This window comes from Mesorhizobium sp. LSJC280B00 (assembly GCF_000502835.1).
Classification (GTDB): Bacteria; Pseudomonadota; Alphaproteobacteria; order Rhizobiales; family Rhizobiaceae; genus Mesorhizobium.
Genome location: NZ_AYVL01000018.1, coordinates 84127 through 105305 on the forward strand (window position 1 = coordinate 84127; position 21179 = coordinate 105305).

At 62.2% G+C, this 21179-nt stretch carries 25 protein-coding genes and 2 pseudogenes; 16 read left to right on the plus strand and 11 right to left on the minus strand.

Annotated features, from left to right (window positions below; all coding sequences use genetic code 11):
• The first annotated feature begins 66 nt into the window (after window positions 1–66).
• Window positions 67–868 (plus strand): annotated as a pseudogene (locus X773_RS62965) (ATP-binding cassette domain-containing protein).
• A gap of 129 nt (window positions 869–997) precedes the next feature.
• On the plus strand, window positions 998–2620 hold the full coding sequence (locus X773_RS62970) for a CHASE domain-containing protein (RefSeq protein ID WP_023678538.1): 1623 nt from the start codon (window positions 998–1000) through the stop codon (window positions 2618–2620).
• A 98-nt stretch (window positions 2621–2718) separates the two neighbouring features.
• Here the strand turns inward: X773_RS62970 and X773_RS62975 are convergent, their stop codons facing one another.
• The 5 genes from X773_RS62975 to X773_RS62990 all read right to left on the minus strand — a co-directional run bounded on the left by X773_RS62975 (window position 2719) and on the right by X773_RS62990 (window position 6022).
• Window positions 2719–2964: a YMGG-like glycine zipper-containing protein gene (locus X773_RS62975; RefSeq protein ID WP_006328050.1), complete on the minus strand. Its 246-nt coding sequence runs from the start codon at window positions 2962–2964 to the stop codon at window positions 2719–2721.
• A 342-nt stretch (window positions 2965–3306) separates the two neighbouring features.
• Window positions 3307–3477, minus strand: coding sequence for a hypothetical protein (locus tag X773_RS77435; RefSeq protein ID WP_023678539.1), 171 nt, complete (start codon window positions 3475–3477; stop codon window positions 3307–3309).
• A gap of 132 nt (window positions 3478–3609) precedes the next feature.
• Window positions 3610–4644 (minus strand): sensor histidine kinase, encoded by a 1035-nt coding sequence (locus tag X773_RS62980; RefSeq protein ID WP_023678540.1) that lies wholly within the window; start codon window positions 4642–4644, stop codon window positions 3610–3612.
• 191 nt (window positions 4645–4835) lie between these two features.
• Window positions 4836–5000 (minus strand): DUF1328 domain-containing protein, encoded by a 165-nt coding sequence (locus X773_RS74785; protein ID WP_023678541.1) that lies wholly within the window; start codon window positions 4998–5000, stop codon window positions 4836–4838.
• A 227-nt stretch (window positions 5001–5227) separates the two neighbouring features.
• On the minus strand, window positions 5228–6022 hold the full coding sequence (locus X773_RS62990; protein ID WP_023678542.1) for a response regulator: 795 nt from the start codon (window positions 6020–6022) through the stop codon (window positions 5228–5230).
• A gap of 217 nt (window positions 6023–6239) precedes the next feature.
• On the opposite strand from X773_RS62990, the gene X773_RS62995 reads away from it, so the two are divergent.
• Together X773_RS62995 and X773_RS63000 are read left to right on the plus strand one after the other, a co-directional pair.
• Window positions 6240–6443, plus strand: coding sequence for a NepR family anti-sigma factor (locus X773_RS62995; RefSeq protein WP_023678543.1), 204 nt, complete (start codon window positions 6240–6242; stop codon window positions 6441–6443).
• 3 nt (window positions 6444–6446) lie between these two features.
• Window positions 6447–6998 carry a sigma-70 family RNA polymerase sigma factor gene (locus X773_RS63000; protein WP_023678544.1) on the plus strand — a complete coding sequence of 184 codons (552 nt, stop codon included), beginning with the start codon at window positions 6447–6449 and terminating at the stop codon, window positions 6996–6998.
• Between the two features lie 29 nt (window positions 6999–7027).
• On the opposite strand, the gene X773_RS63005 is transcribed toward X773_RS63000, so the two are convergent.
• The gene (locus X773_RS63005; RefSeq protein WP_348625935.1) at window positions 7028–7525 is read right to left on the minus strand and encodes a response regulator; all 498 of its coding nucleotides are present in this window, start codon (window positions 7523–7525) and stop codon (window positions 7028–7030) included.
• A 110-nt stretch (window positions 7526–7635) separates the two neighbouring features.
• Between X773_RS63005 and X773_RS63010 the strand changes: the two genes are divergently transcribed.
• On the plus strand, window positions 7636–7962 hold the full coding sequence (locus X773_RS63010) for a DUF883 family protein (protein ID WP_023678546.1): 327 nt from the start codon (window positions 7636–7638) through the stop codon (window positions 7960–7962).
• Between the two features lie 10 nt (window positions 7963–7972).
• A complete protein-coding gene (locus tag X773_RS63015) occupies window positions 7973–8452 on the plus strand; it encodes a hypothetical protein (RefSeq protein WP_023678547.1) in 480 nt (159 codons plus the stop codon).
• A 55-nt stretch (window positions 8453–8507) separates the two neighbouring features.
• Here X773_RS63015 and X773_RS63020 read toward each other — a convergent pair whose 3' ends face one another.
• Window positions 8508–10034, minus strand: a complete 1527-nt coding sequence (locus X773_RS63020) for an HWE histidine kinase domain-containing protein (RefSeq protein ID WP_023678548.1) — start codon at window positions 10032–10034, stop codon at window positions 8508–8510.
• Window positions 10035–10180: 146 nt separating this feature from the next.
• Here X773_RS63020 and X773_RS77440 point away from each other — a divergent pair, with 146 nt between their 5' ends.
• Window positions 10181–10354, plus strand: coding sequence for a hypothetical protein (locus X773_RS77440; protein WP_023678549.1), 174 nt, complete (start codon window positions 10181–10183; stop codon window positions 10352–10354).
• A 58-nt stretch (window positions 10355–10412) separates the two neighbouring features.
• Here X773_RS77440 and X773_RS63025 read toward each other — a convergent pair whose 3' ends face one another.
• Window positions 10413–11333 (minus strand): diacylglycerol kinase family protein, encoded by a 921-nt coding sequence (locus X773_RS63025; RefSeq protein WP_023678550.1) that lies wholly within the window; start codon window positions 11331–11333, stop codon window positions 10413–10415.
• Between the two features lie 253 nt (window positions 11334–11586).
• Between X773_RS63025 and X773_RS63030 the strand changes: the two genes are divergently transcribed.
• A complete protein-coding gene (locus tag X773_RS63030) occupies window positions 11587–12975 on the plus strand; it encodes a PRC-barrel domain-containing protein (RefSeq protein WP_023678551.1) in 1389 nt (462 codons plus the stop codon).
• Between the two features lie 52 nt (window positions 12976–13027).
• On the opposite strand, the gene X773_RS63035 is transcribed toward X773_RS63030, so the two are convergent.
• Window positions 13028–14620: an alkaline phosphatase family protein gene (locus tag X773_RS63035; protein WP_036238923.1), complete on the minus strand. Its 1593-nt coding sequence runs from the start codon at window positions 14618–14620 to the stop codon at window positions 13028–13030.
• A 208-nt stretch (window positions 14621–14828) separates the two neighbouring features.
• Here X773_RS63035 and X773_RS63040 point away from each other — a divergent pair, with 208 nt between their 5' ends.
• From X773_RS63040 to X773_RS63055, 4 genes are all read left to right on the plus strand, one after another.
• Window positions 14829–15761, plus strand: a complete 933-nt coding sequence (locus X773_RS63040; RefSeq protein WP_023678553.1) for a VOC family protein — start codon at window positions 14829–14831, stop codon at window positions 15759–15761.
• A gap of 10 nt (window positions 15762–15771) precedes the next feature.
• Entirely contained in the window at window positions 15772–16407 is a 636-nt protein-coding gene (locus X773_RS63045) for an alpha/beta hydrolase (RefSeq protein WP_023678554.1), read from the plus strand.
• Window positions 16400–16699, plus strand: a complete 300-nt coding sequence (locus X773_RS63050) for a GNAT family N-acetyltransferase (RefSeq protein ID WP_023678555.1) — start codon at window positions 16400–16402, stop codon at window positions 16697–16699. The genes X773_RS63045 and X773_RS63050 overlap by 8 nt, the downstream gene beginning before the upstream one ends.
• Before the next feature lie 185 nt (window positions 16700–16884).
• Entirely contained in the window at window positions 16885–17943 is a 1059-nt protein-coding gene (locus X773_RS63055; protein ID WP_023678556.1) for a dipeptidase, read from the plus strand.
• A gap of 42 nt (window positions 17944–17985) precedes the next feature.
• Here the strand turns inward: X773_RS63055 and X773_RS63060 are convergent, their stop codons facing one another.
• Window positions 17986–18246 carry a hypothetical protein gene (locus tag X773_RS63060; protein WP_023678557.1) on the minus strand — a complete coding sequence of 87 codons (261 nt, stop codon included), beginning with the start codon at window positions 18244–18246 and terminating at the stop codon, window positions 17986–17988.
• 2 nt (window positions 18247–18248) lie between these two features.
• Entirely contained in the window at window positions 18249–18464 is a 216-nt protein-coding gene (locus X773_RS63065; RefSeq protein ID WP_156937384.1) for a hypothetical protein, read from the minus strand.
• A gap of 134 nt (window positions 18465–18598) precedes the next feature.
• Between X773_RS63065 and betI the strand changes: the two genes are divergently transcribed.
• The 4 genes and pseudogenes from betI to X773_RS74800 all read left to right on the plus strand — a co-directional run bounded on the left by betI (window position 18599) and on the right by X773_RS74800 (window position 21039).
• Complete coding sequence (gene betI, locus X773_RS63070) at window positions 18599–19294, plus strand: transcriptional regulator BetI (protein ID WP_023678559.1); 696 nt, start codon at window positions 18599–18601, stop codon at window positions 19292–19294.
• Between the two features lie 76 nt (window positions 19295–19370).
• Window positions 19371–20672, plus strand: a complete 1302-nt coding sequence (locus tag X773_RS63075; RefSeq protein WP_023678560.1) for a flavin monoamine oxidase family protein — start codon at window positions 19371–19373, stop codon at window positions 20670–20672.
• A 20-nt stretch (window positions 20673–20692) separates the two neighbouring features.
• Window positions 20693–20875: pseudogene (locus tag X773_RS74795) on the plus strand (aspartate aminotransferase family protein); the annotation flags it as partial.
• Window positions 20872–21039: an SDR family oxidoreductase gene (locus X773_RS74800; RefSeq protein ID WP_280952115.1), complete on the plus strand. Its 168-nt coding sequence runs from the start codon at window positions 20872–20874 to the stop codon at window positions 21037–21039. The pseudogene X773_RS74795 and the gene X773_RS74800, both read left to right, overlap by 4 nt.
• Window positions 21040–21179: the final 140 nt, after the last annotated feature.

The following is a 21179-nucleotide window of genomic DNA, read 5'->3' on the forward strand; positions in this document are numbered from 1 at the left end:
CAAGGTGGAAACCGGTTTTCGTACAACTTGATGCTCAAGCAGGATCTATAGGGAGGAAGGACGAGCATGGCAGACAAAACCGCTCCCACGCCGCTGATCGACATGCGCAACATCTCCATCGCTTTCGGCGGCATTCGCGCCGTCGACGATGCCTCTGTCGACCTTTTCCCGGGCGAGGTGATGGCTTTGCTCGGTCACAACGGTGCCGGCAAATCGACGTTGATAAAAATCCTGTCCGGCGCCTACAAGCGCGATGCGGGCCAGATTTTCGTCAACGGCGAGGAGGCTTCGATCTCCAATCCCCGCGACGCCAAGAAGTACGGCATCGAGNATCGAGACGATCTACCAGACGCTGGCGCTGGCCGACAATGTCGATGCGGCCGCCAACCTGTTTCTCGGCCGCGAGCTGATGACCGGCTGGGGTACGCTCGACGACGTCGCCATGGAGGCCGAGGCGCGCAAGGTGATGGGCAGGCTCAATCCGCGTTTCCAACGCTTCAAGGAGCCGGTGGTAAAGCTTTCGGGCGGCCAGCGGCAGTCGGTGGCGATCGCCCGCGCCATCCTGTTCAATGCTCGCATCCTGATCATGGACGAGCCGACGGCGGCACTCGGGCCGCAAGAGACGGCGCAGGTCGGCGAACTGGTCAGGCAGCTCAAGGCCGACGGCATCGGCATCTTCCTGATCAGCCATGATATTCACGACGTGTTCGAGCTTGCCGACCGTGTCTGCGTCATGAAGAACGGTCGGGTTGTCGGAACGGCGCGCACGACCGACGTCACCCAGGACGAGGTGCTCGGCATGATCATCCTCGGCAAGTGCCCACCCGGCGCCATTCCGGGGCCGGGCGCGCTGAAGATCGCCGCATGAACGAGAATTAGCCGGCTAATCACAAGCCGCCAAAATGTGCCAGCCGTCACCATGCTTTGGCCTCGCCATTGTGTTGGCGTCGGGACTTGCCCATAAAGATGCCGAACCGTCCACGGGACGTATCAGCAATTGAAGAAGCTTTTTCCGACCGTCGCTTTTATCGCCGTCGCGCTGATCAGCCTGACGATGGCGGGTTTTGCCTATTTTGCCACCCAGGAGGCGGCCCGCATTAAATTCGAGGCGACGGCAGACGACGCGCTTAACCGGATCGAAAGCCGCATCGACCTGGACCTGTCGCTGCTGCGTTCGACCCGGGCGCTGTTCGACGCACGCAATGGCGGTATCTCGCAGGGCGAGTTCAAGGCTGTCTTAAACGCGCTCGACATCGACAATAATTTCGCCGGCCTGCGCGGCATCGGTTTCCTCCGCCTGGCGAAAACTGGCAACGAGGCGGCGGTCGAGCGCGACATCCTGCACGATCACGGCGCAAGCCATCCGATCTATCCCGACACGAACTTACCGTGGCGTACGCCCATCGTGCTGTTCGAACCGCTGGATCCGTCCAACAAATCCAGCATCGGCTACGACATGTTCACCGGGCCGGCGCGGCGCGAGGCGATCGAAAAGGCGATGGCCGACGACCAGCAGCACGCCAGCGGACTCGTGCAGCTCGGCAAGGATACGGGTGCCGCGCAGACCTTTACCGGGTTCCTCGTCTTCGTCCGGCTCAATGTCGAAACCGCGCCGGACGCCGTGAACGCGACGAGATCCTCGACTGCCGGCTTCCTTTATGCGGCCTTCCGCGCCCGTGATCTGTTCCAGGCTGCGCTCAGCCGGGCACCATTGCTGCCGGTCAACACCGAGATCTATGACGGCACGGTGGACAGCGACAACCTGCTGTTCCAATCGGAAACGCCGCCTGTTTCGAGCCTCGGCGACAGGCTGCTGGTCACCCGCAAGATCACCGTCGCCGGCCGGCCGTGGGTCGTCCTGTTCAGGCCGACAAGTGCTTTCTCGCAACCTTCCTCGCGCGCCATCCCGGTGATGCTCGGATTGTTCGGACTGCTGCTTGCGGGCGCCATCGCGCTGGTGGCCCGCTATCAGGAGCGGGCCTATGAGGCGGTCTCGCTGCTTCACGAAACGACCGAAAAGAGCCTGCTGGAAAAAGACCTGATGCTGCAGGAGATGAAGCATCGCATCAAGAACTCGATCACGCGGGTGCTGGCAATCGCGCGCCAGACAGCATCGCACACCACCGACGTCCAGGAATTCTCGGCTTCTTTCTCGGCCCGGCTGCAGGCGATGGCGGCTTCCCAGGACATGCTGACGCGCTCACGCTGGCAGAAAGCCGATCTCGGCGACCTGCTGCGCATCGAGCTAGGCCAGGTGTTCGGCAGTGAGCTTCCTGAAGGGTTGCTGTCGGGACCGCAGATTCTTCTCGATGAAAAGACGACGCAGGCACTCGGCCTCGTCTTTCACGAACTGGCGACGAATGCGCTGAAGCATGGCGAAGCCGGCAATTCAGTCGGTGCGCTGAAGGTCGACTGGTCGCTCGAAGCCCGTAGCGGCACCCGGACATTGGCTCTCAACTGGCGCGAGGCCGGTCAGAAGAAGCTCGAGACACCGGCAAAGAGCGGTTTTGGCACCAGACTGATCGATCTCAACGTCACGCGCGAATTGCGTGGCACAATCAGGCGCGATTTTCGCGAAGATGGCTTGAACGTGGAAATCAGGGTTCCGCTGCCGGCCTGAAACGCCGTCTCGTGGGCCGCGTCGCAACAGCGCTTTAAAGGGCAAACGCGGAGACAGGTGGCCTGCCTCCGCGTTTGCTGTTCGCCTGGAGCTCGAAACTAGTTGCAGCGAGCTGTGTAAATCCGGCCGTGACGATCTCTGTATTGGCAGTAGCCATTTTGCAGACGGCGAACGAGCAGACCGCCAATCGCACCAGCGCCGGCGCCGATCAAAGCGCCCTTGCCGCCGCCGACAGCGCCACCAATGAGCGCGCCGCCCACAGTGCCGATACCCACGTTCTCTTCCGTGGTGGTGCAGCCGCTGACCGCAACCACGGCAACCATGGCAATAATCATCTTCCGCATGGAGTCATCCTCACTTTTGTCCTCACTTTAATAAGCTCCAGCCGCCATTTAGCATGAAAGTACGGCCTTTGCCCGCACGATTTCATTGTTGATTAAGATAGTCTTTTTCGGGGCGTGCGCCGTTCGATGCTACCACGAACCCGGAAATCTCCAAGGACGCATCGAGCGTGCCGTTGGGACGCACGTTCCAGACGATCCTGTCATAGTCGGTCTCGCCGGATCGACGGCAAGGCATCTGGCGACGGCATGTTGGGCCTGGCCCTGCAGGTCGGTGACCGCGAACGGGCACGGCCGAGCACTCGGGCAGTGGTTTCAAAGCGATCAAGCAGAGGCGAGTTCGATTCAGATCAGTTGGGACGCGGCGGTCAGGACGATCGCGGCCATAAGCGCGACGGCGGCGAAGCGGAGGGGCGAAGCACGAGGCGCGGGCGCTGCGGACGCGTCGGGATCCTGAAAACCGCCCATCGAGACGCGAGCGGCCTGTTCCAGTCTGTTCAAGTCGGCAGCCGTCAAGGCCCATTCCCTTCATTTTGTGCCAAACTCAATCCGGTGGATCGGCACGTTCGGACAGGATCGGACTTTATGGTGAACAGTCGGTTAAAGATGGCGATGCGCAGCAAGCCTTCGCGCGCAGACCGCCGCTCGTTAATCCGTCTCGAAATTGCCGTGAGGAACGACAAGGCGGTATTCGAGGCGGTTCCCGGTGATCTCAAGTGTCGCCGTTCCATTCAATGAAGTGGGCACGACGCGTTCGAGCGCGACGCTGCCAAAACGCTTCTCACTGCGCTGATTGTCGTTGGCTCCGATCACTTCGGCCCATGTCAGCGACAGCGCAGGCTCGCCAGCGGAAGCTGCCGTCAGATCGGCCGTCACCTCGACGAAACCGTCGCTGCGCGACAGCGCGCCATAGCTGACCGAATTGACGGCGAGCTCATGCATGGCCAAGCCGATGTGCAAGGCGGCATTGGGGTTGAGATATGGATTTGCGCCGCGGAAGCGTAGGCTGTGCAAGGGATCCGCGCCGTACCTGCCGACCTGACCGGAAACCAGCTCGCGCAGCGCCGCTCCCCGCCAGTTGGATGACGTAACCAAATCCTGCGAGGAGGCCAGCGACTGCAATCGGCCCCGGAAGCGCGTCAGGAAATCGTCAATGCTGCCGGAATAACGGCCCGTCTGGGTGGCGATGCTCTGGATGATGGCCAAAAGGTTCTTGGAGCGATGACTGACTTCGCGCAGCAGCGCCTTCAACGTCTGCTCCCGGCGTTTCTGCTCGGTTGTTTCGACCATGGTGGTCACGACGCCCTGCACCGCGCCGGTCTCGCTGCGGTCGGCGTCTATCCACACCTGAAACCAGCGGGCGCCGTCATCGGCCGGCACGCTGAGTTCAAGATGTTGAGGATTGCCGGATGCGATGACGTCGTGCTTGGCGGCGCCGATACGCTCCGCCTGCGCCGGCGGCAAGATGCCGTTGTTGTCGGAGGCATCGGAAGTCCAGGGCGCGCGCATGTTGCGCGCCCACACCGTCTTCATCTCGCGATCCTGGTACAGGACGGAAATCCCGGCATTGTGCAGTGCATGGAGAAGGGCCCGGCCAAGCTGCATCCCGCTTTCGGCAGGATGCAAAGCGATGATCTCATCACTCTGGCCGCGGTCTTTCATTTTTCCGACTCTGGAACGCATCGGTCAATTTGCTCAACCCATGTCGGGCTGAACGGTTCGCGGAAAAATGGGTTCCAAAAGGAGGAGCTTCGTATCAAGCCTTAAAAAGCGGTCCGCCGAGCGGCATCCCGTTGGAGGACACTGCCCGGCGGTGGCTGGAAACCGTTTGAGGGGTGCGGCTTCCAGTGTTCGCTTGAATGGCCGCTTGGCATTCACGCTCGTCTGATCAGGCCGGCAATAAGCGATATGATCAGGAAGGCGAGAAAGATGAAGAACAATATCTGCGCTATGCCGGCCGAGGTGCCAGCGATACCGCCGAAACCAAGCGCACCGGCGATGATCGCCACGACGAGAAATACGAGCGCCCAGTAAAGCATGATCGATCTCCTTCCAATGCTGCGGTGAAAACGTGATTCGCCTCCGTTTGTTCCACCATTTTCCGAAAAAGACGATGCTGAAAATCTTCAGGGCCCGAATTGCCGCGGTGTGTGGAAAGGTCCAGTTGGTTGCCCCAGTTGGTTGCCAGTGAGTTGAGCCGGCGTCACGCCCCATCTGATCCAAGGGAGTGGCTATCCCGGCGGCCGCAGTTCGGCCGCCGGCTGTTTCATGCCGCGGCTTTCGCGTGCCGGTCAAAGAACAGGGCCTGGCTGATAAGAGCCTTGACCATGTCCGGATTGAACGGCTTGGTAACCAGGAAAGCCGGTTCCGGCCGCTCGCCGGTGAGCAGGCGCTCGGGAAAGGCGGTGATGAAGATCACCGGTACCGAGGTCGACGAGAGGATCTCATTGACGGCCGCTATGCCCGAACTTCCGTCGGCAAGCTGGATATCGGCAAGCACCATCTTTGGCCGCGCCTTGCCGAACATCGCCACCGCCTCGGCGTGGGTGCGCGCCGTTCCGACGACGCGGTGGCCGAGGCTTTCGACCATTTCCTCGATATCCATGGCGATCAGCGGCTCATCCTCGATGATCAGCACGTCGGTTGCCACCTGACGGGAGATCTCGTTGCTCGCCTGCGCGAGGAGTTCGGAGAATTCCTGTTCGTCGACGTCGAGAATCTCCGCCGCCTCGTCTTCGCTGAAGCCTTCGACCGCCACCAGCAGAAAGGCTTGGCGGGGGCGAGGCGCAATTGCATTCAGATTGGCCGCGGCACGCTGTTCCCATGCCGACTGGGCATGCTCCTGCGGAACGCGAATGGCCACTGAGGTGAAGAGCTTGGCAAAGACCTTGTAGAGCGCGATGCGGTCGTTCGATGCGTCCGGAAAGATGTCGACATCGGCAATGATGGCCTCGAGCATTGCGGCGACCAGCGCGTCGCCGCTCTCTTGCGATCCGGATACGGCGCGCGAGAAGCGGCGCAGGAACGGCAGGTGCGGAGCGATGGTTGCTGATAGGCTCATAGTGGACGTCTCCCTCATATGACGTGATTGCATGTTACAGCTAAAAACGGTTTGCAAGCCTAGCAATTGAAACGCTGGCTCCTTGAAAAAGGTTCCAATCGTGCGGAACTAATATGTGAGGCTGGCGTTTAAAGGCGGGTTGGGCAACCAGACGAGGCTGCCGCTTGCATTACGTTATGTGTTGAAGGGCGGCTTAAGGCTGGGACAAAAGGGCGAAATGAAGAACATGACGAAAGCTACCATGGGTGGCGTTGGCAACGGGCGCCGGGCTGCTTCCCGCGACCCGCTTGGGCCGAACTCGGAAATCGGCCGCAAACTCAAACAATACTATGACGAGCTGGTCTCCGACAATGTGCCGGATCGCTTCGCCCAACTGCTCAGCCAGTTGGAAAAGGCCGAACCTGTACAAAAGAAGGACTGAGGCATGGCGGCCGTCTCCCAGGGCTTCAAGACCGACTTGCTCGGCTCGATCCCGAGCCTGCGGGCTTTTGCCGTGTCGCTGACGCAAAACGCCGACAAGGCCGACGACCTGGTGCAGGAAACATTGGTCAAGGCCTGGGACAAGCATGAAAGCTTCCAGCCCGGCACCAACCTGAAGGCATGGCTGTTCACGATCTTGCGCAACGAATTCTATTCGCAGATGCGCAAGCGCGGCCGCGAGGTGCAGGACAGTGATGGCGTCATGACGGCCAGGCTTGCCGTTCATCCGGCCCAGCACGGCCAGCTCGACCTCGAAGACTTTCGCGGCGCGCTCGAGTTGCTGCCAGAAGACCAGCGCGAAGCCATTATCCTCATCGGCGCGTCGGGCTTCTCCTACGAGGAAGCGGCCGAGATCTGCGGCTGCGCCGTCGGAACGATCAAGAGCCGCGTCAGCCGCGCCCGCACACGGCTGCAGGAAATCCTGAAGATCTCCGGTGAAGACGAGTATGGCCCGGACGCAATTTCGGCTCAGGTAACCGGGTCGACGGCTGCGTGAAGCGCGGCGTGTTCGAACCGCTCCGCGCCTCAGCGAAGAGGCGTGCGCCTGCAGGCCGTTACCACTGCCTCGACGAGATCGTCTCCCGAATAGGGCTTGGTGACCAGCCTGACGCCGGGAAAGGATTTCTTGATCTCGTCGGTATCTGAATAGCCCGAGGCGAAGACGAACGGGATGCCCGCTTCACGCAGCCGCGAAGCAAATTGGAGCGTCGAAACGCCGCTCAGCATGAGGTCGACGATGGCCACATCGAATTGCGCGGCAACGTCTTGCTGTTCGATCTCAGTCAGATCACGGGCGATGACCACATCGAGCGCGCCGTAGTCGCGGCAAAGCTGCTCGATATCCATGGCAATCAGGAACTCATCTTCCAGGATAAGAATCCGCAAACCGTCAAGCGATGGGCGCACGCAGCAATATCTCCTTAAATTCGTCTCTATCGTGAAACGGGGGAAGTCATGATCGTTATTTGGCATGCTGTCATTTAAAAAAGACGTGCCGGCGCGGATGCGTCGGCGTCGGCCCATGCAAGGCATTTGCAACGCGCGCTGCTGGAGATAGGGTTAGAAGAGGTTCGTGCCGGAACCTTGGGGTCTGTCGGGCGTTTCGACCGAGCAAAAGCATGGAGAGTGAAGCAATGGCGACTGCCGCAGGAAAGGCCGCGAACGAAGCCCGCACGAATTCCGATATTGAGGCCGACATCGCACAATTGAAGGCCGACATCGACCAACTTACCAAGCTGTTGGCCAAAACTGGCGAACATGGCTACGGGGCAGCACGGCGAGCCGCCGCCGAAAGCGTCGAGCAGTTGCGAACCCAGGGCGAGGCAGCCTTCGACAGCCTGCGCAGCAACGCCAGGGACATCGAGGCGCAGATGATAGCGCATATGCGCGAAAAACCGGTGACTTCGCTGGCGATCGCCGCAGGCGTCGGATTCCTCTTCGCTCTTCTCGCGCGCCGTTAGTTCTGCACGCATGGGAATGCTTGCATCGCTGATCTCGGGCCTTGCCTCGGGCGAAACCATTGCGGCGGTGCAACGCGCACGCGTCGCTGCGATTGTCTATTCGGTCGCAGCGCTCGCGGCGCTGTGCGGCCTCGGCTTCCTCGTCGGGGCGGCCTATATCTGGACGGCGGCCCGCTATGGGCCGATGGCAGCTTCCCTGAGCTTCGGGATCGGCTTTCTGGCAATCGCCGGTCTCATCCTGCTCGTCTACCGGATGTCGGCCGGCTCGCGCGCTAGGCGCCGGGCGAAGCGACGCAACGCCGACATGAAGGCTATCGGCATCACTGCGGTACTCGCCGTGCTGCCGGCGCTGCTCAAGGGCAAAGGTGGCCCGGGGAAGGCCGGACTGGGCGCGATTCTCGGCCCGGCGATAGCACTCGCTGCCTACGCTATCTACCGCGAGAACGTGAAGCGCGGCTCCGATGATCCGGATACCGGCAAACGGGAATAGTTCGGAGGGATAGTTCGGGGCAAACGATTCTGGCGCCGGTCGCAAAATGCTGGCGTCACAAATCTTCGAGCGGAATCGATATTTCGGCGACCACGCCTTCCGGCCGGAATTCATGGGTCACCTCGCTGGAAATGACCTTGGCCAGGCTGCGGCGGATCAGGATCGAGCCGAAGCCATGGCGTTCGGGCGGCGCAACCCGTGGGCCGCCGCTTTCACGCCAGGCCAGCAACAGACGCCGTGCGCCCTTCCTGCCTTGTACCCTCCAATCGAGATCGACCTTTCCGGAGGAAACCGAGAGCGACCCGTATTGCAGTGCGTTGCTAGCCAGTTCATGCAGGATCAGCCCGAGCCCGACTGCCTGGTCGGGTGACAGCAGGACATCGGCGCCGGAGATCGCCATGCGCGATTGTCCGGCGGCTTGGAACGGCTTTAGCTCGATCTCCACCAGCTCGCGGATGCCGATACCGCGCCACTCGCGGTCCGACAGCAGGCTGTGCGCAACGCCCAGTGCCTGCAGCCTGGCGCTGAAGGCTTCGAGGAATTCGCTTGGCTGGCGGGCATGGCGAACGGTCTGCGTCGCCAGCGCCTGTACGGTTGCCAAAGTGTTCTTGACGCGGTGATTGAGCTCGCGCAGCAACAGCCGTTGACGTTCGTCGCCAAGTTTGCGTTCGGTAATGTCGTAGTTGACGCCGAAGATCAGCGTTGGCTTGCCCTCGCCGTCGCGCTCTATGACGCGGCCGCGCGTTGCGATCCATCGCGGCGGATCGAGGCCTTTGACACGGTATTCGCCAAAATAATCGTCGCTGCCGGTCAGCGCGTCGCGAAAGCGTGTTTCGGTCTGGTGAACGTCGCGCGGGTCGATGGCGGTCAGGATGTCGCGCGCCCTCAGCCTGTTCGACTTCGGCAGGTTGAACAATTCGGACAGCAGGACATCGCAGTCGATCATATCGCTGCGGATATCCCATGCCCAGCTGGCAAGCGAAGCCGCGTCGAGCGCGATAGCGCGCCGCTTTTCCTCTCGAACCAGTGCTGCCTTGGCAATCGCCGCACTGCGGGTTGCATCCTTCAGCGTGAACAGGCTGGCGGCAAGGCCGGCCAGCGCCGACAGCTGGTCGAGCTGGACAGAGGAGGGACGTGCGTGCGGCTTCCGGTCGAGCACGCACAGCGTGCCGATCAGCGCGCCGTCGATTATGATGGGCACGCCTGCGTAAAAGCGGATATGATGCTCGCCGGTGACCAGCGGATTGGCTTTGAACCGCGGATCCGCCGCCGCGTCGGCCACCACCATCGGCACGTTGCCGGCTGCGATGGTATAGGCGCAGAACGATGTCTCGGTTGCGGTTTCGGTCTCGTCGAGGCCGATACAGGACTTGAACCACTGCCGCTCGGCATCGACCAGCGTGATCAGTGCGACAGACGTTTGCATAGCCGAAGCGGCAAGACCGCCGATACGATCGAAATCAGGGTCGGCAGCCCCGTCCAGCGTGTCGAGGCCGTGCAGCACGGCAAGGCGGTCCGCAGCGCCCACCACACGGCGAATATCGGCCGGCAGGCCCGGCGTGTTCTGGCTATTGTCGTCCACTATGCCCCCGGTGGCCGGCTCCGCTGATTGGTCAGACCAACCGGCCCGTCTGCTGCCTTGCAGAGCCGGAACTTTCGCGGCGGGGGACCGTTACCAGCCAACGCCCCGCCAGTTACGCCTGCCGGCGCCAAATATGGAGCCAGACAATGCCAAAAACCATTCCTGAAAACAAAGCCCGTCAAGGGCGGCGGGGTCGGCATGTCCTTCGTATCCTGATCGCCGCGCTGTTGCTGACTTTTATCGCCTGGGGCGTCGCCGAAATCTACGGCTGGATGATCGAGACGCCGAAGACCGAACAGGGCAACACGCCCAGCGGCTAGGTTCTCTCCATCGCTCGCGCCAGTTTGCATCACGCAACCCCACATCACGCATCCCACGTCAGGCAACCTTTGCCTCGACAGCGCGCGCCGGGACGAGAACATTCAACGCGCGCGGATGGATTTCGATGGTCGTCTCGCGATCGAGCTTTACCAGTTCGCCGTCCATGACGGCCTGAACTTTCCTGTTCGTCGAATGGATTTTCAAAACGGCGCGGTTTGCCTGATGGATTTCGACATGCTCGTTGCCGCGCCATTTGCCACGGGCGACGTCAAAGAGGAACCTGATCAACTCGCCGCGCCGCCTTGCCACGGTGACATAGATGCCCAGCACGCCGCCTGCCGGATTATCGGCATAGGGCAGGTGGCCCTCGCCGAACAGATTGTTGGTGATGCCGATGCCGGTGATCCGCGTTCTGATCTCGGCCTCACCGACCGTCAGCGTTACGTTCATGGCCGGCGGGTTGTTGATCGTTGCCCAAGCGGCCCGCACCGAGGCACGCATCTTCCCCAGCCGCGAGCCGAATTCCATCTTCTGGCGCAGTTGCACCATCCTGGCGTGCATGCCGATCGAGAATTGATGTACGAAAGGCCGGCCGTTGGCTGTTGCAATGTCAATTGCCATCACCTCGCCGTCGGCAAACGATTTCAGTGCCGCATCAAGGGTCTGCGGAATGCCGAGGCCGCGCGCAAAAAGATTCATTGTGCCAGCCGGCAGAATTGCAAGCGCCTTCTCCCCATTCATCAAACGGGCTGCCGCGGCCGAGATGGTGCCGTCGCCGCCGCCCGCCAGCACGACGTCGATGCCGCGCCTGGAAGCTATGTCGTCCAGCGTGGCGACGATATCCTTGCCGGCGGCGATGTCGATATCGATCGAGTGACCAGCAGCCTCAAGCGTACCGCGGATCCGGCCGGCGAAGGCCTCAAGATCGATGGTGCGCAGGGTGCCGCCGTCCTTGTTCAGCACCGCTGCAAACCGCATGGCCGCTCCATTTTTCCAGCACCTATCCGGCCGGGACGGGGTCCCAGCCGGGAGTGGAACGGGGCGGCCGAGAAAATGTTCCTTTCGACCAGCGTGACGAATCCGAGAACCTTCGACATGGCACCGGGTGCGCCACGGCTTTTTTCGGAACAACAGTGTGGTCACAACGTTGTGAACATGCAGAAGACGCTGCGCCCGCAGCGACGCTATGCGGGCACGGCGTGCACGAAATCACCGACGAGGAGACACTAAGATGATCCGCACCCTTTTAACCACGACAGCAGTCGCAACATTGATTGCGACGGGTGCATTTGCGCAATCGGCGACGACCCCGGCGCCGGCGCAAGCACCCGCCGTAGAGAATTCCGCTCCAGCCGCTCCGGTGCAACGCGCCGAGGGCAGCCTTGTCACCAATATCATCGGCGAGTCGGTTTATAACGGCACCGGCGACAATGCAGAGAATATCGGCAAGGTCACCGATGTCGTCTTCGACGAACGCGGCCAGGTAAAATCCATCGTCATCGGCGTCGGCGGGTTCCTCGGCATTGGGACCAAGAACGTCGCCTTCGACTACAGCAAGATGCAATGGGCCGAAAGAAATGGCGATCGCTGGCTGATAGCGCAAACGACGAAGGATGAGCTGACGGGTCATCCGGATTTCGACCGCAAGCCCTATGATCCGGCGCCTGCAGCGACAGACACCACGGCTACGGCTCCTGCCGCTCCGTCGACCTCCACCGATACGGCGCAGAACGCCCCGGCGGCGCCGGCCGGTAACAACCCCGCTCCGGTCGTGAAGCGCGCGGAAGGCAATCTTGCCACCAATATCATCGGCGAGACCGTCTACAACGGTACCGGCGACGACGCCCAGAACATCGGCGACGTAAACGACATCGTCATCAACAAGGAAGCCAAGGCGCAATCGCTGGTCATCGGTGTCGGCGGCTTCCTCGGCATAGGTGAAAAGAACGTCGCCTATGACTTCGACAAGGCGCAGTGGGCCGAGAGGAACGGCGATCGCTGGCTGGTTGCCCAAACCACCAGGGAAGAGCTGACGGCGCAGCCGGATTTCGACCGCAAGCCCTATGATCCGGCCCCGGCGACCACAGCGTCGAACGATGCCGCGGCTAATGCGCCAGCCGTCGTCACGCCTACCGTGACGGCCAGCAACACTGCCACGACCGATAACACTGCGACGACCAACAACACTGACCAGGCCAGTAAGACGGCTCAAAATGCTCCGGCAGCGGCGCCTCCGGCTAATTCCACGGCCGACCAGACCAAGACCGGGTCGATCGACAAGTCGACGCTAACCGAAATGCCGATCGGCGAAATCCGGGCCGAGGATCTGGTTGGAACAACCGTTTACGGCGCCAACGATGTCAACGTCGGCGAGATCGGCGATATCGTGCTGGGCGGCGACAAGAAGGTCGACGCAGTCATCATCGACGTCGGCGGCTTCCTTGGCATCGGCGAGAAGGAGGTGGCGGTCGGCATGGACAACCTGAAATTCATGACCGACAAGAACGGCAAGCGCTATCTCTACACGAACTTCACCAAGGAGCAGCTTGAGGCGCAGGCCCCCTATGACAAGGCCAGCTATGCGCAAAATCGCGAGAAACAGCGCATGATCATGCGCTAAGCTGCGCACAGGCCGACAGAGAAGCCCGCGCCGGCAACGGCGCGGGCTTTGCTTATCTCGAGGGGAAGCCGGCGACATGGCCGGCAACGCCATTGTCCGTCAATTCGGCGAGCGCCAGCGACTGATCGAGATGCTCGGCCCGCCAGGCGAGCAACTTCTCGGCAAATTCCAGCCGTGCCAGCAGATAGGCTGGGTCGTCAGCGACATTGGTCAACTCGCGCGCATCCTTCTCCAGGTCGAAGAGCAAGGGCGGCAGGCCGCCGCCGAAATTCACATATTTGAACTTTTGCGTGCGGATGACGGCGAGATTGCACTGGCGTGAACCGATGCCGAAATACCGTTCGGCATCACCATCCGCGATCGAGCGGAAATCGAACTCCCAATGCGCCGCGTCGCGCCAATCGTCTGGCTCCGTCGCGTCCAGGAAAGGCGCCAGCGAGCGGCCGTCGAGATGCGGCAGCACTTCGCCGCCAGTGAGCTCGAGCCTAGTGAGATCGAGCAAGGTCGGTGCCAAATCCACCGCCTCGGTGAAGCGGTCGACACTGCTGCCGGCAGCCTTGCGGTGGCGCGGATCGCGAATGATCAGCGGAATATGGAAGCTGCCGTCGAAGAAACCGCCCTTGCCCAGCATGAAATGATCGCCCATCATCTCGGCGTGGTCGGAGGTCAGCACGATGACGGTGTCGTCCCATGCATCGGCCGCCTTGACCGCTTGCCAGACCCGGCCAAGCTGCGCGTCGACCTCCGAGATCATGCCGTAATAGAGCGCCCGGATGCGGCGAAAATTGTCGTCGCCCCAGTCGCGCACCTTGCCCTCCGAGCCGGGACGGAATTTCGACCGTTCCTGCCGGTTAAGTTCATAGGCGAGATAAGGGTGGCTTGCTGCTTCGGCCTGCCAGCTTTCCGCGCGGTCAAAAGCTGGACCGATGGCCGGATCGTACATGGCGTTGTAAGGCGCCGGCACGATGAAGGGCGGGTGGGGGCTGATGAAGGAAAGATGCGCGAACCACGGGGCATCGCGCTCCTGCTCGCCGAGCCAGCGGATGAATTCGCCGGCCAGGAAGGCCGACGGCGTCTCGTCCTTCGAATAGATTGGCGGACCGTTGCTGATCGCGCCGTCGTTTTCCGGGATTTCGCCCGCCGGGCGGTGGATGTCGGGGGAGCCGGCGCCGGCGTCGACGCCGCGCGCCTTAAGCCATGACAGCCAGGGCTTCTGGTGCTCGGGCAGAGGCTGGCGTACGGTGAAGCCGGGCAGCACGCCTTCATAGCTTTTCAGCTGCGGGTCGCCGGGCGCCAGCGTGCGCGGATCGCGTGCCGTGTCGGTATAACCGAACAGCGTCGGTTCATAGCCGAGGGCGCGCACCCAGAGCGCTATGTTGCCGTGGCGGGCATCGAGCGGTGTGCCGTTGCGGCAGACACGATTGTTCATCTGGTAGAGGCCGGTGTAGAGGCAGGCGCGCGCCGGCGAGCAAGGTGCGGCGCCGCCATAGTGCTTCTGGAACAGAACGCCCTCGGCAGCCAGCGCGTCGGCATTCGGCGTCCTTACCACCTTGTGGCCAGCAGCTGACAGGCAGTCGCCCCGCCACTGGTCGCAGGTGATCAGGAGAATATTGGGGCGTTTTCCACTCAACCGCTGTATCCTCATGCTGGCTACATGCGTCGTTCATGGAGCGCAATTTCGACGAGTATGCAAGCCGGTCCAGTTTGCCGAATGGTGAACAAAACCTGCTTCGTCGTTCACTTTAACAGCACAGTCCATTCTGTGTTTGCCGCCTTTGCGGCCAGGAGGCGGATGCTCATATTTGCGTGGACAGCGGCAAGGGCCGCGCCGGCACAAGGAAAGGAGCAGAAACATGCTCGACCAAGTCAAGGGCCTGCATCACGTCACCTCGATGGCCAGCGATGCGCGCCAGAACAATGAATTCTTCACCGGGACGCTCGGTCTGCGGCGGGTCAAGAAAACCGTTAATTTCGACGCACCCGATGTCTACCACCTCTATTACGGCGACGAGGTCGGCACGCCCGGCTCGGTGATGACCTATTTCCCGTTTCCCAACATCGGCAAGGGCCGCCATGGCGTTGGCGAGGTCGGCACCACCGCTTACTCGGTGCCTGAGGGCACGCTCGGCTATTGGGAGAAACGGTTTGCCGAGCAAGGCGTCACCGGGCTCTCCCGCGAGGAGACGTTCGGCGAGAAGCGTCTTGCGTTCGCCGGTCCCGACGGCGACGGGTTTGCGCTGGTCGAGGACAGAGCGGACAACCGTGCGCCATGGGCCAAGGGTGGCATTCCCACCGACGAGGCGATCCGCGGCTTTCACTCGGTGTCGCTCAGGCTGAAAGATGGCGGCGCCACCGAAGAGCTGCTGAAATTCATGGGTTATGAGGAGGTCGACAAGTCCGGCAACGTCAGGCGGCTGGCGGTGAAGAACGGCAACGGCGCCGACGTCGTCGATATCGAATCGCTGCCAGGGGCCGGCTTTGCCAATCTCGGCGCCGGCTCGGTCCACCATGTCGCTTTCGCCGTCGAGAACCGCGCCAAGCAGATCGAAGTGCGCAAGGCGCTGCTCGATACAGGTTATCAGGTGACGCCGGTGATCGACCGCGATTATTTCTGGGCGATCTATTTCCGCACACCGGGCGGCGTGCTGTTCGAAGTCGCCACCAACGAGCCGGGCTTCGACCGCGACGAGGATACCGCCCATCTTGGCGAGGCGCTGAAGCTGCCGTCGCAACACCAGCATTTGCGGCCCTATCTCGAGCAGCATCTGCAGAAACTGGAAGACTGAGGGCAAGGTCATGAGCAAGGATTCGTATATTCACAAAGTGCTGCCCGGTTCGCCTGATGGACCGCTGCTCTTCGTCTTCCATGGCACCGGCGGCGACGAGGCCCAGCTTCTGTCGCTTGGACGCGATCTCGCGCCGCAAGCGACGATCGTCGCTCCGCGCGGCGATGTCTCGGAACAAGGCGCCGCACGCTTCTTCCGCCGGACCGGCGAGGGCGTTTACGATATGGGCGACATCACGCGAGCGACGGACAAGATGGCCGGCTTCGTCAAGGCACATGTCGAGACGGCAAGGCCATCTTCGGTGCTCGGCCTCGGTTACTCCAACGGCGCCAACATCCTGGCCTCGGTGCTGTTTGCCGAACCGTCGCTGTTCGACGCAACGGTGCTGATGCATCCGCTGATCCCGTTCGAGCCGGAGGTCAAGGGCAGCCTTGGCGGCAGCCGCATCCTGGTCACCGCCGGCAGGCGGGACCCGATCTGTCCGCCTGATTTGACGGCGCGGCTTGAAGCCTATTTGCGCGCCGATGGCGCCGATGTCACAGTCGAGTGGCATGACGGCGGCCATGAGGTGCGGCCGAGCGAGATCGAGGCGGCGCGGCGGTTGTTCGCCCTTGCGCCGGATGAAAGGACCGCAAGCCATGTCTGACCTATTGCCCGAGATCGAGATGGAGGACCGCGGCTCGAAGGGCCGCTACCTCCTGCGTGGGCCGGGCGGCGCCGAGGCTGAGATGACCTTCACCAAGATCGGCGAGCACCAGATCATCATCGACCATACCGAAGTGCCGGATGCATTTCGCGGCCAGGGCGCGGGGCTTCGCCTGGTCACCCGTGCCGTCGAGGATGCACGTGCGGCGGGCAAGACGATCATCCCGCTTTGCCCGTTCGCCAATGCCCAATTCCGCCGCCATCCGGAATGGGCGGACGTGCTGAAGCGGTAAGCACAGCCCCTCGATGAATGACAGGAGAAGGGGTGCGCGGCTTTACCGCGTGCCCCTTTGGCCATTGGAGGCGTACAAACACAGCGGCAACATGCGGGATTTGCGCAGAGCGCCAACCTTGCCTAAGTATTGCCAGCAACCGGCTCGCCGTCCGCGGCCCGACCACTTCAACCGAATGGCTCTCCATGACCGAATCCGATCTCGTTCCCGTCTTCGACGGCCACAACGACACGCTGCTCCGGCTCTACCAGTCGAAGGATGCGGACGTCGAAAAGCTGTTCGTCGAGGGGACGCCAGGTGGCCACATCGACCTGCCGCGCGCGAAGAAAGGCGGGTTTGCCGGCGGCATGTTCGCGATCTTCCCGCCGCCTGTCGAGAAATCCAAACGCGGCGCGGTGCCGCTGGCGCCGAGCGACAGCGAGCCCTTGCCACCCGAGATTCCGCGCGCCGATGCGCTCAACTCCACCGTAGCGATGGCCTCGATCCTGTTCAGGCTGGAGCGGGCTTCGGCACTTACTGTATGCCGCAGCGCCGGCGATGTGAGGAAGGCGATGGCGCAAGGCTCGATCGCGGCGGTCTTCCATATCGAAGGGGTCGAGGCGATCGACCCTGAGCTCACCCTGCTCGACGTTCTCCACGCAGCCGGCCTGCGCTCGCTCGGTATCGTCTGGAGCCGTCCCAATGCCTTCGGCCACGGCGTGCCGTTCCGTTTCCCGTCATCGCCCGATACAGGGGCGGGGCTGACCGATGCCGGCAAGGCGCTGGTGAAAGCCTGCAACCAGCTGAAGATCATGATCGATCTTTCGCATCTCAACGAAAAAGGTTTCCGCGACGTCGTCGAGATCAGCGACGCACCGCTGGTCGCGACCCATTCCAACGTGCACGCGATCTGCGGCCATTCGCGCAACCTCACCGAATGGCAGCTCGGCGCGATCCGCGACTCCGGCGGCATGGTCGGGCTGAACTTCGCCACCGGGTTCCTGCGCGAGGACGGCAGGATGAACGCCGACACCGGCCTCGACGTCATGGTGCGCCATGTCGATTCGCTGCTGCAGGCGCTGGGCGAAGACGGCGTCGGCCTAGGCTCGGATTTCGACGGCGCCATGATCCCGGCCGTGATAGGCGATGTTGCCGGCCTGCCAAGACTGCTCGACGCATTCGCGGCACGCGGCTTCGGGCGCGCGCTGATCGAGAAGATCGCCTATCGCAACTGGCTAGGCATGCTGGAAAGGACCATCGGCTAAGCGGGTGATGCCGGCTTGACCGGAACGCGTTTTGGGGGCGGACTATTCGAAACCCATGCGTTTAAGCCAGTCCTGGCCAATGCCGCGATCACGGATGATCGGCAGCGGATCCGTCGAATCCAGGCGTGCGCAGATGCGGTAGACCTCGAGCGTCTCGGCGTTCATCTCGCCGCGTTTGTAGAAGAACATGGCCGCGGCATAGCGGGTGCGGCCCGACCATTTTTCGCCGAGCGGCGTGTTGATCAGCTGCCACTGTTCGGCGGCTTCGGTGTCGAGTTCGGGACTGTCGGTGTCGTCGGCCATATTTAGAAATCCGCGGGCGGACTGGTGCGGCGGTCGAGTTTGATGACCAGCCGCGGCGCCAGTTTGGCACGCCTCAGCAGCTTTTGATATTGCAGCTCGCGCCTGGCGTAGATCTCGACCCAAGGTCCGCTGCAGGCGGGCTCGGCGGCGCTGATCTGGTCTGCATCGCCGGGATCGCTGCCTTTCGCCGACGGTGCCTTCGACGTCGTTTTCGCCAAGGATGCAATCTCGACGAGAACATTCGAATATGGGCAGCCGTGCAGAAGGTGCTTGACAGTGGCAAACACCGTCCCACTGATCTTCGCGGCCGAAGCCGATCGGCTAGCCGGCGATGCTGGAGACCATCACCCCGATGAAGACAACAGAGGCGCGCGAAGCCCTCCTCGAACCGGCGCGAAAAAGCGATTCCGATAAGCGCGGCCGCAAGGCGTCGAAAGAGACCAGGCAGCTTCAATTGATCGAAGCGACGATCGATTCACTGGCCAAGCGCGGCTATTCGGAAACGACGATGGCCGACGTTGCCGACGGCGCCGGCCTGTCTCGCGGCATCGTCAATTTCCATTTTGAGAGCAAGGAGAAGCTGCTCGTCGCGACCTTGCAATACATGTATGACGAGTATTCGGCGCATTGGCGCAGCGCCTTGCAAAAGGCCGGCGATGATCCCGCCCGCCAGCTGCAGGCATTGGTCGCGGCCGATTTCGACCGCTCGATCTGTAACAAGCGCAAGCTGGCTGCCTGGTGCGCCTTCTGGGGCGAGGCCAAATCGCGACCGAAATATCAGGCGCTGAGCAGCGCACGCGATGCCGTCTACCAGAACATCTTCATCGATCTTTGCGCGGCGCTCAAGCAGGGCGGCTTCTATGCCTATGAGCCGCAAGTCATGGCGCTGGCGCTCAGCGCCATGCTGGATGGTCTGTGGCTGCGTTTGATGATGGGCACCGAGGACGCCACACGCGAGACGGCGCTGCAGGCCGCGAACGAGTTCCTGTCTGCGGCATTCCCCAAGCACTATCCGAACTCTGCAGCCCGCGGTGCCAGGCCGGCGTGAACCATCAAAAAGAGGGTGGACCAGCAATGAAGACAATGATCCGACCCCTGACATTCGAGAAGATCAAGGCCGGCTAATGAAGTTCAAGATCGAACGAGCCGATGTGGCCATCGTCGGCGCCGGCTTCACCGGCCTGTCGGCCGCGCGTGAATTGAACCACGCCGGCATCGATGTCGTGCTGCTCGAAGCCCGCGACCGTGTCGGCGGCCGCGTCGAAGCCGTGCAGAACGGGCTCGGCGAGCGGATCGACAGCGGCGGCCAGTTCCTGTGCGAAGACATGCCGGAATTAATGGCGCTGGTGCGAGCGCGCGGCAAGACATTGGTCGAGACCCATGTCGCAGGCGAATTCGTCACGCAGCCGCGAATGAGCGAGGCGCAAGCCGGGCGCACTTACGGCACCGCGATGCGAATGCGCGAGCGGATGAATGCGATCGCACCGACCGACCCGACCATTGTCGGCTTGACGGTCGCGGCATGGCTCGATCGCCAGGCCGATCCCGACGATGCGAAGGCCGCCTTTCGGTCGATGATCGAGGGCCTGTGGTGCCTGGCAATGGAAAGGCTGCCGCTGTGGTACTTGATCGACAATGATCGCCGCATCACCAACGAGGTCTCGGAGCTGCAGTATTTCGTGGGCGAAACCATGCATTCGCTAGCGGATGATCTTGCGCGGGATCTCGGCGATCGACTGCGGCTGAATACAGCTGTCGAGGCCATTGAGCACGGGCCGGGAGGGGTTCGCGTCGTTTCGCCTGCCGGCGCGATCGAGGCACGAGCGGTACTGGTCGCCGTACCGCCGATGATGGCCTCGAGAGTGGATTTCGTGCCGCCGCTGCCGGCTGTGCTGAAGAGAGCCCTCGGCGTCTGGCAAAGCGGCGCGGTGATCAAAATGCTGGTGCGCTACCCCAAGGCTTTCTGGCGCGACAGGGGCTTGAGCGGCATGGTGATGTGGCGCGACCCGCACGGGCTTTTTGCCTGCGATGCCAGCAGGGACGAGGATCACGCAGCCCTTGTCGTCTTCATCGGCGGGCCGCTGGCGCAGCGCTGGCGGGATCTGGACGACGCGGCGTTGCGCGCAAAGGTGACGTCAAAGCTGGAAGAGGCGCTCGGTATCGAGGCGGCCGGCATCATCGATCTCAGTTATCGCGACTGGACTGGGGATCGCTGGAGCGGCGGCGGTTACAGCGATCTGATCGTCGATGCGACGGCAACCGATGCCGAACGCATTATCCGCGCCGGCGCGTCGCGGATCCATTTCGCCTCGTCGGAGCTGTCGCCATCATTTCCGGGCTACGTCGAGGGCGCCATCGTCGCCGGCCGCATTGCTGCGCTAAGAATTATTCAGTCTGCCATCGCCAGCAGAGCCTCGGGGTCATAAGCGAGGCGGATCAAGGTGCCGAGCGCATCGACGCGCATTGCCACGAGCTCGGCCTGCTGGTCCGGCCACTGATCAACATGTGCGTGATGTCGCCGCCATTGATCATCACGCGCGAGCAGATCGACGACATGGTGTCGATCCTGCGCGAAGGCATTTCGCGCACGATGGACGATCTGCGCCGCGAAGGCGTCCGGCGGGGATAGGCGTTTATCGCCGGCAATCTCAGCCGTGGCATTGGTCGGCCGTTGGCAACGTGGGCGAGGTCGATGAACTGGGCGGTGCCGCGATCTTCCTGGTTTCCGACGCGTCGAGCTTCATGACCGGCCAGATCATCTATGTCGACGGCGACATGACCGGACCCGTATGAGCACGACTGTCGCTGTCGGGCGCATGGAAGATCGGTCGGCCTCAGGGCCGCCCTGCAAAAGGCAGGGCTCGTCATTTGCACACTCTTATCTTCACCGCTAAGCTTCTCCGGCTGGGGTATTTTCCTCAGATCACATTCGC